The sequence below is a fragment of the Monashia sp. HAY1-2A genome (assembly GCF_056755315.1).
In genome coordinates this window covers 1-12,593 of record NZ_JBNDHY010000124.1, presented here as the reverse complement: position 1 = coordinate 12,593, position 12,593 = coordinate 1, and the positions used below count along the sequence as shown (strand labels likewise).

Here is a 12,593-nt window from a genome sequence, read left to right as displayed (position 1 = left end):
TCCGTCGTCGGCAGCGTCAGATGTGTATAAGAGACAGCGGCATGCCGAGGCCCACGGCGTGCCGGGCCCAGGCGCACGACGTGCCGGCCGGGGGCCGATCAGCAGCTCCTCCGCGTCAGGGCTCGAGCAGGACGGCTCCCGGGCCGTGCCCGGCCAGCACGTCCGAGGGGTTGTTGAGCGCGCAGGTGCGCAGCGACAGGCACCCGCACCCGATGCACGAGTCGAGCTGGTCACGCAGCTTCTCGATGCGTCGGATCTGCTCGTCGAGGCGGGGACGCCACGACCTCGACAACCGGGCCCAGTCGCTGGCCGTCGGCGTCCGGCCGTCGGGCAGCGTCGACAGCGAGGCGGCGATCTCCTCGAGCGAGAGCCCGACCCGCTGCGCGGCCCGGATGAAGGAGACGCGTCGGATGGTGGCTCGCTCGTAGCGTCGCTGGTTGCCGCTGGTGCGCACCGAGGAGACGAGGCCGAGCTCCTCCCAGTAGCGCAGCGCCGACGTCGCGACGCCGGTGCGCTCGGCGACCTGCCCGATGGTCAGCCCCGCCATCTCAGGCGATCCTCGCCTCGGGCAGCCGGGACACGATCTCGTCGACGGTCTCCTCCGGGGTCTGCTGCGAGCTGTCGAGCCACAGCCCGATGTGCGGCGTCTCGGTGCGCACCTTGTGGTCGAAGTCGCGGATCGACCAGAGGTCGCCGTAGCCGACCTTGACGCGCTCGGCCTCGCGCCGCATGACGGTGCCGACATCGGGGGCGAGCATGACGAGGCTGAGGGGACGGGCCCTCACCTGCTCGAGGAACGGCATGAGACTCGTGCCGACGAAGAGGTCCTGGACGACGACGGTGAACCCGGCCTCGGCGTACGCGTTCGCCGTCTGCGCCGTGATCCGGTGCCGCAGTTCCAGCTGTCGCTCCGCCTCGGGGTCGCCGTGCGGCGACAGGTCGACGCGGCCGCGCACGACCATCCGGCGGAACTCGTCGCCGCGCAGGTGCACCGCGCGGCTGAACCGCTCGGCGAGCAGCTGCGACACGGTCGACTTGCCGGCGGCCATGACACCCGTCACGACGATGACCTGCGGCGTGTCGCCGGTGCCGTGGAGGAAGGCCCGTTCGCTCACACGCACACCTTAGGGTGCCGACGCGCCGAAATGGCGTCGTACTTCAGGTGACGTTCAAGTTCGTCCCACACCCCGACGCGGGGACGCGGCGTGGAGCGGCCGTCGGCGTCAGTACGTCGGCGTCAGTACGTCTCGGCCTCGTCCGGGGTGGCTCGGCGCACGACGACCCGCGTCCAGGCGCCGACGTAGAGCCGGTCGTCGTCACCGAGCTCGGTCTTGGGGCCGACCGCGATCGCCTGCTCGGGCAGCGGCCCGGAGGCCGGCCCGACGTACGTGCCGTTCGAGCTGCCGAGGTCCTCGACGAACCAGCGCGTGCCATCGGTCGTCAGCTGCGCGTGGCGGCGGCTGACGCCCGGGTCGGACGACAGGTCGATCTCCGGGTTGGTGTTGCGGCTCGTCGACACCCGGCCGAGCAGGACGCTCCGGTGGCGCAGCGGCATGATGACCGGGAGCCCGGGGGACGGGCACGGGTCCTCGGCCTCCTGCGTCTGGTACCAGTCGGGGTCGACCCACACCTCGGCGAGCCACTCGAACGGCTCGGCAGCCGAGCCGACCCCAGTGCCGGCGCCCTCGCCCGGGGACGGCGACGCCTCGCCCGGGGACGTCGTCGCGCCGGAGGCCCCGGCGTCGCGCGGCATCGCACCGGTCGTGAAGTCGTAGCCGCAGGCCTCGCAGAAGAGGGCGCCCTCGGCGTTCTCGGTGTGGCAGTTCGGGCACTCGAGCACCGACGGCGCCGGAGGCACGGCCGGGCCCTGGGGCTGCTCCGGCGCGGCCGAGCCGACCGTCGCGCCACCCGGCGTGTCGAGGTCGAGGGACGAGCGGCCCCCGCCGGACGTGCCCGCGGCCGGACCAGCTTGCACGGCAGACGAACCCGGGCCCGGCGCCGACGCCACCGACCCGCCTGAAGCACCCGACGCACCCGACGCACCCGACGCACCCGACGCACCTGACGCGGCCGGCTGGGCGGACGCGTCGATCGGCGACCCGCACGTGTCGCAGTAGTCCTCGGCCTCGGAGGTGTGGCCGTTGGGGCAGACCGCGCTCATCGGCGCACCCGGCTCGTCTTCGTCGACGCGGTGTCGAGCGACATCTCGTCGATCCTGCTCGCACCCTTCTTGAGACGGACGGTCCCGGTGTCGGCGTCGTCGATCTCGACGACCTTGCGCAGGCGCGAGGTCATCTCGTCGTTCCCGGTCTGGTCGGCCAGCTGGACCGCCCGGCCGAGCTTGGCCGTCGCGACGTCGTCCTGCCCGGCCGCCTTGGCCGCCAGGCCCTCCTGGATGACCGTGGCGAGCTCGGCCTGGCCGGTGTAGGCGGCGACGGCGGGGTCGATGCGGGTGGTCAGGGAGTCGTCGTTGCTCCACTTGGCCTTGACGAGGCCCTGGGCGAGCGGGTCGGACCCGAGCGAGATCTGCACGCGCGCGGCGAGCTGCTCCTGCCCCAGGGTGCGCGCCGGCAGGCGGACGGCGACGTGGTAGTCGCGGCTCTCGTCGCTCCACGCGCCGGTGGGGTAGGCGTTGGTCAGCGGGTTGATCGGCTGGCGTCGCGGCGTGAGGTCCTCGAGCGTCGGGGACACCTGCTTGACGAAGAGCAGCTCGGCACCCTGCGGCACCCACACGCGCAGCTCGGCGTTGGCGACGCCGCGCGACATCGAGGCCCGCATCATGGCCTCGAACTCCGCCGCCATCTCCTCGGGTGCCGGGATGAGGTCGACGGTGCCGAGCAGGGCCGAGGCGATGCCGCGCACCTCCTCGACGCGCCACTGGTCGCCGACGCCGCGGCAGTCGCACTGGAAGACGCCGATGCAGCCACGGACCGCAGCCTGCAGCGACGCCGGGGTCTCGCCCTCGTTGACGCCGTCGGTGAGCAGGATCGCGTGGCGCTTGGTGACGTGCGGCACCGTCTCGAAGATCTGCCGCGCGAGCGTCAGCCACGTGCCCATCGCCGTGCCCCCGTTGGCGCGCAGGCCGTCGATGGCGCGGCCGGCCTCGGCCCGCGTTCGGGCCGACATCGGCACGAGGGCACCCTGGTGGCTGTAGGGGTAGACGATCTGCGCGGTGCCGTTGCCGGCGACGATGGAGAAGAGCGTCCCGTCGACGATCTCGGCGAGCGCCGCCTTGGCCGCCTCCCCGGCGGCCTGCAGGCCACGACGGCCCATCGAGCCGGAGGTGTCGATGAGGATGACCTCGGCCGCCGACCCCGGGTCGGCGAGCCCGGCGGAGGCCCCGGCCGACGCGCCGGCCGACGTGATGCGCACGATCGCGTGCACGTCGGTCCCGCCGTCGGGCAGGAACTCGTTCTGGAACACCTCTGCGGTGAAGTCAGCCATCGGTCGGGTCCCCTTCCTCGGGCGCGGCCCCCGCCGTGCCCTCGTTCGCTGTCGATCCTTGCCCAGCCAGTCTGGCGAGGGCAACCGTGATGTTGTCGCGCCCGCCCTGCCCGTTGGCGAAGTCGACGAGCGCGCGGGCCAGTGCGTCGGGCGTGTCCCCGACGCGGGCGACGCTCTCGCGCAGCAGCGCCCGGAGGTCCTCCGCCTCGGAGCAGTAGTTCCACAGCCCGTCGGAGCAGACGAGCAGCCAGCCGGGGGTGGCCGTCAGCGTCGTCACGTGCGGCGTGAGGTCGTCGGGGGCGTCGCGGCCGAGCCAGCGCGTGATCGAGTGGGCGTGCGGACCGTTCTCGGCCTCGCGACGTGGCACGCCGGAGGTGATCTGCTCCTGGGCGAACGAGTCGTCCTGCCCGAGCTGGCGGGCCGGCTCGGCGTCGCCGTCCGGCAGCCAGTAGACGCGGCTGTCGCCCACGGTGCCGGCCACGACGACGCCGTTCTCGACGACGGCCGCGGCGAAGGTGCAGGACGGCGGGTTCGGCACGTCGTCGACGACGGCCTCCGCGACCGCTTCGTTGGCCCGCGCGACGGCGGCGGTCAGGGCCCGGGACGCCGTGCCGGACCACGCCTCGGGGGTGCCGGCGCCGCGCGGGAACGGCTGGTCGAGCACGGCGCGCGCAGCCTGCGCCGCGGCCAGCGAGGCGATGTGCGAGTCGGTGGCCATCGAGACGCCGTCACAGACGACGAGGACCGCCCGCGAGCCGGGCGCCTCGCCGGCGCTGAGCGCCATCGCGTCCTCGTTGCGCGAGTGGCGGCGGCCGATGTCGCACAGTCCGGCGACCCACGCGGCGGGCGCCTCGGCGAAGTGGTCGCGGGGGTCGGGTCGCGGCGAGCCGCACCGGTCGCACCACCCGTCGACGATGCGCCCCTCGTGGCACGTCGGGCACGTGTCGTCCGGCTCGGTCCCACCTTCACCCGTACCGGCACCCGCGCCGGGGACCCCGGCCGAGGGCACGGCGCCGGTCCAGCCCACGTCGAGGGGTGACTCCTCGCCGGCCGGTGCCGTCTGCGGCGCGGCCGTCATCCCGGCCGTCATGCCGGCCGGCGGCTCGGGCGCGCTCGCCTGCGGCAGACCGCTGCCGACGACCGACGCGGCCAGCTCCGTGCCGCACGCCTCGCAGAAGGTCGCGTCGGCGGCGTTGGCCGTCCCGCACGCGGGGCAGGGCCGTTCCCCGCCGGGCGCCTCGGACGCGACGGTGGTGTCGTAGGGCTTGGAGGGCTCGGAGGGCTCGGAGGGCTCGGAGGGGGCGGCGGCCGGCACCGCGGACACGCCGGGGCCGGTCGGGGGCAGGTCGGTCACCAGAGGCTCCAAGGTCGGATCGTGTTGGCCTCGTCGACGAGCGGCACGCGCTCGGCGAGGTCCGGCGTGCGCCGCGCCAGCTCGCGCAGCGACTCCTCGAGCCCGAGCCGGAGTCCGGTCGGCGTCGTCTTGTGCTCGCCGATGAGCAGGTCGGCCTTGGTGCCGGTCTTCTCGACGGTGGCGAGCGCCTCACGGTAGATGAGCGTCGTCAGCTCTGCCTTGCGCCGCGCCGACAGCGACGTGTCGTCGAGGGTGCGCAGCGCCTCGGCGAGGTCGGGCAGGCCGCGGTTGGCCCGGGCGAGCAGCTCGGCGAGGCCGGCACGGGCCGTGCGGTACGCGCTCGACTGCAGCGGGACGAGGCGGTACGCGGCCACGGCACCGTCGACGTCGCGTCGGGCGGCTCGGATGCGGGCGAGCCCGAAGGCGGCCATCGGCACGTACGTCGAGTCGGTGCGGGCGCAGGCGGTGTAGAGGTTCTCGGCGACGACGTCGTCGCCGGCGCGCTCGCTGGCGTGGGCGAGCGCCAGCTTGGGCGCGAGCTCGCCGGGGACCTGGCCGTAGACGGCGTTGAACGCGGCCTGGGCGGCACGGGCGTCGCCCCGCTCGAGGGCGGCCAGGCCCTGGATCCACACGGCTCGCCACTCCCAGGGGTCGTTGGCGAGCAGCTCGCCGGCCGTGGCCTCGGCGACGTCGCGCTTGCCGGCGTCGAGCGCGGTGCGAGCGATGTCGAGGAGCACCTCGGTGGTGCGTGCCGCGGCGCGCTCGAGGGCGGTGAGCCGCTCGGCGGGCGCTCCCGTGACGGTGCTGAGCCAGCCGGTCTGCGGGTCGTGGGGGTCACGCCGTAGCGCCGGCAGGTTGCGCCAGTCGTCCGGCTCGATGCCGGGCGTGGGCACCTCGAACAGCAGCGAGCTGACGGTCGTCGACGCGGCCCCGGCGTTCTGGTCGAGGGCGACGACCTCGCGCAGCACCCCCACCATCTGGGAGCGCAGCTCGTCGGCCGACACGAAACGGTCGTCGCGGTTGGGCGCGCACGCCTTGGCCACGAGTCGGTAGAACGCGTCGTACCTCTGGAAGACCGGCACGGAGTCCTGCGGCGGGAGCGTGTTGAGGTAGGTCGTCTGGTACCCGCGGAACTCCATCGTCAGCACGACGAGGGTGCGCCCGATGGTGTAGATGTCGGAGGCCACGGAGACGCCGAGCTCGGCCACCTCGGGCGCCTGGTAGCCGACCGTGCCGAAGATCGCGGAGTCCTCGTCGTCGGCCCGGCGCACGCCGCCGAGGTCGATGAGCTTGACCTCGTCGCCCACCTGGATGATGTTGTCGGGCTTGAAGTCGCAGTAGACGAGCCCGAGGTCGTGCAGGTACTGGAACGACGGCAGGATCTCGAGGATGTAGGCGAGCGCCTGGTCGACCGGCAGCGGGTCGTAGCGCCCCGCCGCCTGCATCCGCTGCTTGAGGATCGACTTGAGCGACGTGCCGCCGACGTACTCCATGACGATGTAGCCGGCGTCGTCGTGGGTGACGAAGTTGTAGATCTCGACGATGCTCGGGTGCGACACCTGGGCGAGGAACCGCTGCTCGGCAATGGCCGCCGCGAGCGCATCGGGGTCGGCGGAGTTGAGCAGGCCCTTGAGCACGACCCAGCGGTCCGAGACGTTCTTGTCGCGGGCCAGGTAGATCCAGCCGAGACCGCCGTGCGCGAGGCAGCCGGCCACCTCGTACTGGCCGGCCACGAGGTCACCCGCCTTGAGCTTGGGGTCGAAGGAGAACGGCTGCCGGCACTTGGCGCAGAACCCGGTGGTGCGTCCCGGCCTGCCGTCGCGGCCGCGGCCCACGGGCTCGCCGCACTTCGGGCAGAACCGCTTGTTCTCCGGGACGGTGGGGTCGGTGAGCAGGGCCTTCTCGGCGTCGATGGTGGGGGCCGGGCGCACGGTCGTGATGCCGCCGCCGAGACGGGCCGAGCGCAGCCGCTGGGAGCTGCTCGTGCGCCGGGTCGCGATGCTGCCGCCCTGCCGGGCCCGCTTGGAGCCCAGGGCGGTCGAGGCGAGGTTGCTCGACGCGGCCGACCGCGAGGAGATGTCCGGGCTGGTGCCGGCGGGGCCCTCGCCGCCCGAGGTGGCCGACATCGCGCCGGACGCCGGCGGGACCGGTGCCAGCGAGGCGACCTCGGCCTGCTCGGCGGGCGTGCCGCACACGTCGCAGTAGCCGGCGTCGATCGTCCCCGTGCACCCGGGCTGGCGGCAGGGCGTGCCGTCGGGGACGGTCGTCCCTCCCGACGCCCCGGCCCCGGGGGCCGGAGCGAGGCCGGCGGACACCGGGCCACCCGAGCCACCCGAGCCACCCGTGGCACCCACCTGGCGCGTCGCACCGGACGCGGTGCCGGCCGTGGCGAGGGCGGGGGCCGGCGTCGACCCTGCGGCCATGCCGCAGACGTCGCAGTAGCCGTCGACGATGGTGCCGGGGCATCCGGGCTGCGTGCACTTCATGGTCGCTGCCTCTGGGGTCGGGTGCTGGACGGGGAGGGGCCGCGGCCGCCGGACGCGGTCGCGCCGGTGCTCCCGCCGGTGCCGGCGCCGCTCGCGCGCGGGACGCGTCCAGGACGCGTCGCGGCGTCGACGTACGCCTGGTAGGCGGCGGCGAGGGCGCGGGCTCGGCCCACCGGCAGCGGGGTCGTGCCGAGAACGGCGTCGAGGCGGGACCGCAGGTCGGCGACGTCGGCGGCGACGTCGGGCTCGAACGCCGCCGAGGCCGCCATGGCCCCGACGGCGCCGGCGAGACCGACGACCTCGTCGCGCTCGGCGAGCCCGGCCGCGTACGTCTCGTGGGCCAGGTCGAGGGCGCGGCCGACGCGGTCGAGCTTGTCGCGGTAGGCGGCGAGCTCGCTCGCGCCCTGCGGGACGGGTCCGAGCGCGCGGACGTTGGGGATGGCCAGGTGCGGTGCCGGCGTGATGGCCGCGAGGCAGGCTCGCTCGAGGGCCCGGATGGCCTGGGCCCGGGCGTCGAGCTCCTCGACCTGCTGCTGGGTCCGGATCCGGCTCCGCGCCGCGGAGGCCCGCTCGGCGGCGGCGACGATGAGGTCGCGCTCGAGCACGGCGATGTCGATCTCGAGCGGCGCGATGAGGCCGCCGGTGTCGGCGCCGCGGCGGGCCCGCTCGACGACGTCCGCCATGCGCCGGTCGAGACGCGTGAGCCTCTCGGCCGCGTCGTCGCGCTGGACCCCGGTGGGCACGAGCGGCACCTGGTCGCGGACCCGCTCGAGGCCGGCCCGCGCGACGGTGATCCGCTGGCTCGCCTCGGCGGCTCCCGGGGCGAGGGACGCGCGGGCCTGCAGGGTGCGGGTCAGCGAGTCGAGGAGGCGGCACGCCTCGGGCAGGCTCACCGCCAGCGACCCGCTCGAGGGCAGCGACAGCTGCTCGGAGGTGTTGGAGTCGAGCCGCCCGTGGATGAGCGTCGACAGGCGCTCGGCCTCGGTCGGCCCCACGCGTCCGCCGTCGAAGGTCGTCTCGAGCAGGACGAGCCGGTCGCTGACGGCCTTCCAGAACGTCAGGGCCACCGTGAGGTCGCCGGTGATCGTGGCCTGCTCGGCCGGCGTCAGGCGCAGCACGGCCCGGTCGACCTCGCCGAGGTCGGCGCGCCGCTGGGCCACCCAGTCGCGCAGCGCGAACAGGTAGGTCTGCGCCTCGGCCGCCTGGACGGGCACGCCGAGGCGGCCCGGGGCGGTCGGGGCCATGACGCCGGCGCCCGGTTCGGGCCCAGGCGCCGGCACGGACGCGGGAACGGCCGTCATGCGCGTCCGTACACGGGGGTGGGGGGCTTCGGCGCCGGGCCGAGCGGACCGGCGAGCCAGCGGTCGTACATCGCCGTCCACTCGCCGCTCGACTCGAGGTCGGCGATGACGCGGTTGACGTACCGGGCCAGGAACACGTTGCCCTTGTTCATGCCCAGGCCGTACGGCTCAACCGTGATGGCCGGCGCCTTGGTGACGACGGTGTTCGGGTCCTGCGCGGCCAGGCCCGCGAGGACGGTGTCGTCGCCGGTGATGGCGTCGGCCTTGCCCTGCTGGAAGAGCACGAGGCAGGCGGTGTGCGTCGGAGCCGTGACGACGAGCGGCCCCTGGACCTGCTGCAGCTTGGTCAGCGACGTCGTGCCGGCGGGCGCGCAGACCCGCTTGCCGGCGAGGTCCTTCAGCGACAGGTTCGCGGCGCCGGGCAGGTTGCGACCGACGAGGACCTTCTGGCCCGACCGGTAGTACTCGGCCGAGAAGGCGATCTTCTGCCACCGGTCGCACGTCATCGACATGTTGCGGGCGACGGTGTCGAGGTCCCCGCTCTCGAGCAACGGCAGGCGGTCGGCCGCGGTGATGACGCGCAGCTGCACCTTGTTCGGGTCGCCGAAGATCGACTTGGCCACCGCGCGCGCGAGGTCGATGTCGAAGCCCTGGATCCGCCCCGTCGCCGGGTCGTTGGCCCCGAAGAGGTAGGTGTCGGCCGAGACGCCGACGCGCAGGTACCCGCGGTCGAGGATCTGCCGCATGCCGGGGTCGGTGACCTGCGACCGGCTCGGCAGGCTGGGCAGCGGGTCGTAGGACTGGGTCGGGTTGGCGCACGCCTGCGGAGCGGCGACGGGTGCCTTCGAGGTGGTGCTGGCCCGGGTCTTCGTCGGCACGGGCGTGGCCTCGTAGGTGACTGCTGAGCACGCGGCTAGCGTCCCGAGGGTCGCGACCGCCACCGTCGTGGTCAGGACCCGACGCAGTGCGGCGTTCATCGGTACTCCTCGATCCGCTGGCCGATGCCACGGACGACGAGCCACGAGGCGACGAGCGCGGCGAGCGCGAGCCCGACGGCATAGACGGGGGCCGATCCGCCGAGGCCGTGGAGCTCACTGATCGCGCTGGTGCTGGCCTTGTCCCGGAGCGTGGCCGCCGCGCTGTCGAAAGTGGCGAAGGCCGCGGCCGCGCCGTCGGCGCCGGTGCTCGTCGACAGCGCGACCGCCTGGTCCCACTGGCCGTTGGAGTCGAGCTGGCGCACCTTGAGGTGCACCGTCCGGTAGGCGGTCCACTGGGCCCCGAGCGTCCCGGAGCGGTCGACGCCCTGGAGCGCGGAGCGCACCGCGCTGTCGTCGCTCTTCCACTTGTCGTCGTAGGACTTGCCGGAGCCGCGCTTGATGAGGGTCAGGCTCTCGTTGGCCCGCGCGTCGTTGGCGGCGGTCGTGACCCCGGCGAGCCGGACGGCGGTCTGGTAGTCACCGTCGGCCACCTGACGCGTCGTGCTGGCGACGCCGCCGATCGTCGACGCCGCGACGAAGAGGCCGACGACGAGGATGACGATGGCGGCCGCGAGCGACGGGTTGAGGTAGCGGTGCGTGCGCTTGGCCAGCCACACCGCCACGAGGACGAGCACCACGAGCGACAGCAGCCCCGCCAGCAGCTGCAGGCTGGAGTTGCTGCGGTCGAACTCGGCCCGGGCGCGCTGCTCGTTGGCCGACACGACGGCCTCGACGACCGGGATGGCGTCGGAGCGCAGGCCGTCGCTGGCCTGGGTCAGGTACTGCGCGCCGACCGGCAGGTTGAGCCGGTTGTTGGCCCGGGCCTGCTCGACGAGCCCGACGTAGGTCTGCACCTGCTGCGAGAGCACCCCGAGCGCGGCGCCGTCGGCGGGCTGGGCGGCAGCCGCCTCGGACAGGCTCCTGGCGACGTCCCCCATGGCCTGCTCGTACCGAGAGCGCGACTGCGCCGACTCGACGCCGCCGACGAGGAACGCGTTGGTGGCCAGGGCGTCGGCGCGCAGGAGGTCGACGTGGATCGACTGGGCCCGGACCACCTGGGCGGTGTTGTTCGCGGCGCGCTCGACGGCCGACTGCGACGCGAGCAGCGCGTTGGCGCTGACCGCGCCGAGCAGCAGGGCGGCGACGACGCCGACGAGGCCGTACAGGCGCATCCGTCCCGGCGTGCCGTGCAGCAGCCTGGTGGCGACGCCACGGGCCCCCGGCAGGCTGCCGGCGATGGTCCGCGGCTGCGGCCCGCCGGCACCGGAGGGCCCACCCGAGCCGCCCGAGCCGCCCGAGCCGCCGGGCGCGCCCGCCGGGATGGCGACGGGGATGTTCGTCGTCGGTGCGCTCATACGGTGTCCTCGCTCGGATCCTGGCTCGGGTGGTGCTGCTCGTCCGAGACTGCCTCGCCGCCGGCTCCGGTTCCATCGGGGTTCGCCCTGAGCGGGTCCGGATCCGACGGGGCCTCGGTGTCGGGGGCGTCGGGGACGTCGGGGTCCTCGGGGTCCTCGGGGGCGTCCGGCTGGTCGGTGAAGTCGTCTCCAGTGAGTAGACGCAGGTCGTCGCGGGTCGGCTCCGTCGCGTCCCGCAGCCGCCACGCGTGCCGCGACACGGCGGCCTCGAAGAGGTTGCGCGAGAAGCGTCCGTTCCCGAAGGCGGAGGTGCGGGGCGTGGCCCGCAGGATCGCGCGGACCCGGTCGTGGGCCTCGGGGGTCAGCTCGTAGTCGCTGCCCTCGGCGATGGCGTCGAGGATGCGGACCAGCTCGTCGTCGGAGTAGTCGTCGAACTCGATCGTCGTCGTGAACCGGCTGGCCAGGCCCGGGTTCTGGGTGATGAAGGTGACCATCGGGTCGGGGTAGCCGGCGACGATGACGACGAGCCGCTCGCGCCGGTCCTCCATCTCCTTGACGAGGGTGTTGACGGCCTCCTGGGCGTACTGGTCGCCGGTGAGGGAGTAGGCCTCGTCGACGAACAGCACGCCGCCGTCCGCCTTCTGGCACACCTCGGCGGTCTTGAGGGCGGTCTGTCCGACGTACCCGGCGACGAGCTCGCTGCGGTCGACCTCGACGAGCTGGCCCTGCGGCAGCAGCTCGAGCGCGCGGTAGATCGCCCCGATGAGCCGGGCGACCGTGGTCTTGCCCGTGCCCGGGTTGCCGACGAAGACGAGGTGCCGGCTCATCTTCGGGGCCCTGAGCCCGGCTTCGGTTCGCAGCTTCTCGACGGTGAGCAGGGCGACCTGCCGGTGCACCTCGCGCTTGACCCGGTCGAGGCCGATCATCGCGTCGAGCTCGGCCAGCAGCTGCTCGACCGTCTTCTGTGGCTCGACGGTGGGCTCGGGCTGCGGCGCCGAGGCGCCCGTGGGGGCTTCGGCGTCGGACAGGGTCCCCGACGGACCGGCCTGGGCCCCAGGCGGATCCGCGGGTCGGGGGCCCGTCCCGGGCAGGTCCGGCGATGCGGTGCCGGACCCCGGCACCCCGACCGGCACCCGTGGCGTGGCCGCCGGCACCGGTGGCCCGGTCGCGGGAGTGCTCGCGGGCGCCGGTGGCAGCGCGGTGCCCCGGGCCGCGGCGAGGTAGACGCCGGCGGTGGCCGACGCGTTCGCGATGACCCAGATCGGCGCGGTGCCGAGCATGACGGCGGCCGAGGCCACCTCGGTCAGCGCCTCGGCGTACTCGTCGGCCAGGGAGTGGCCGGAGCCGACGAGCGAGGCGAGCAGGTCTGTGGGTGCGGCCCGCCACCGGCGTCCCCGCGACGCGGCGTCGAAGAACGCGGCGTTGACGGCGGCGAGCTCGGTCAGGCCCGGGTGGGCCACCTCGGCCCAGCCGGCCGCGGCGTCCGGGACGGACTCCGCGAGCGCCGCGGCGACCCGCAGCCCCTCGTCACGCGCCGCGGTCGGGTCGAGGCCGGCCTCGGCGGCGACGTCGGTCAGCTGCTCGAGGCTCTCGGCGAGCCGCGAGCCGCTCGCGGAGGAGTGGGGGACGGGTGGGGTGTCTGTCTCTTATACACATCTGACGCTGCCGACGACGGA

General features: G+C 74.3%; 11 protein-coding genes. 1 reads left to right on the top strand and 10 read right to left on the bottom strand.

From position 1 onward, the window contains the following. Positions 1-115 precede the first annotated feature (115 nt). The 10 genes from soxR to ACPYOM_RS16530 all read right to left on the bottom strand — a co-directional run bounded on the left by soxR (position 116) and on the right by ACPYOM_RS16530 (position 12,377). Positions 116-547 (bottom strand): redox-sensitive transcriptional activator SoxR, encoded by a 432-nt coding sequence (gene soxR, locus ACPYOM_RS16575; protein ID WP_481342156.1) that lies wholly within the window; start codon positions 545-547, stop codon positions 116-118. Between the two features lies 1 nt (position 548). Further along, on the bottom strand, positions 549-1,115 hold the full coding sequence (locus tag ACPYOM_RS16570; protein ID WP_481346801.1) for an AAA family ATPase: 567 nt from the start codon (positions 1,113-1,115) through the stop codon (positions 549-551). A gap of 122 nt (positions 1,116-1,237) precedes the next feature. Beyond that, complete coding sequence (locus ACPYOM_RS16565; protein WP_481346800.1) at positions 1,238-2,161, bottom strand: FHA domain-containing protein; 924 nt, start codon at positions 2,159-2,161, stop codon at positions 1,238-1,240. Next, positions 2,158-3,444 carry a VWA domain-containing protein gene (locus ACPYOM_RS16560; RefSeq protein WP_481346799.1) on the bottom strand — a complete coding sequence of 429 codons (1,287 nt, stop codon included), beginning with the start codon at positions 3,442-3,444 and terminating at the stop codon, positions 2,158-2,160. The genes ACPYOM_RS16565 and ACPYOM_RS16560 overlap by 4 nt, the downstream gene beginning before the upstream one ends. Further along, on the bottom strand, positions 3,437-4,798 hold the full coding sequence (locus ACPYOM_RS16555) for a protein phosphatase 2C domain-containing protein (RefSeq protein ID WP_481346798.1): 1,362 nt from the start codon (positions 4,796-4,798) through the stop codon (positions 3,437-3,439). The genes ACPYOM_RS16560 and ACPYOM_RS16555 overlap by 8 nt, the downstream gene beginning before the upstream one ends. Next, entirely contained in the window at positions 4,795-7,284 is a 2,490-nt protein-coding gene (locus tag ACPYOM_RS16550; RefSeq protein ID WP_481346797.1) for a serine/threonine-protein kinase, read from the bottom strand. The genes ACPYOM_RS16555 and ACPYOM_RS16550 overlap by 4 nt, the downstream gene beginning before the upstream one ends. Further along, positions 7,281-8,585 (bottom strand): hypothetical protein, encoded by a 1,305-nt coding sequence (locus ACPYOM_RS16545; RefSeq protein WP_481346796.1) that lies wholly within the window; start codon positions 8,583-8,585, stop codon positions 7,281-7,283. Before ACPYOM_RS16545 ends, ACPYOM_RS16550 begins: the two co-directional genes overlap by 4 nt. Beyond that, entirely contained in the window at positions 8,582-9,562 is a 981-nt protein-coding gene (locus ACPYOM_RS16540) for a glutamate ABC transporter substrate-binding protein (RefSeq protein ID WP_481346795.1), read from the bottom strand. Before ACPYOM_RS16540 ends, ACPYOM_RS16545 begins: the two co-directional genes overlap by 4 nt. After that, positions 9,559-10,917, bottom strand: coding sequence for a hypothetical protein (locus tag ACPYOM_RS16535; protein ID WP_481346794.1), 1,359 nt, complete (start codon positions 10,915-10,917; stop codon positions 9,559-9,561). Before ACPYOM_RS16535 ends, ACPYOM_RS16540 begins: the two co-directional genes overlap by 4 nt. Further along, positions 10,914-12,377, bottom strand: coding sequence for an AAA family ATPase (locus ACPYOM_RS16530; RefSeq protein ID WP_481346793.1), 1,464 nt, complete (start codon positions 12,375-12,377; stop codon positions 10,914-10,916). The genes ACPYOM_RS16535 and ACPYOM_RS16530 overlap by 4 nt, the downstream gene beginning before the upstream one ends. On the opposite strand from ACPYOM_RS16530, the gene ACPYOM_RS16525 reads away from it, so the two are divergent. Continuing rightward, on the top strand, positions 12,369-12,593 hold a 225-nt coding region (locus ACPYOM_RS16525), incomplete at its 3' end, for a hypothetical protein (RefSeq protein WP_481346792.1). The genes ACPYOM_RS16530 and ACPYOM_RS16525 overlap by 9 nt on opposite strands.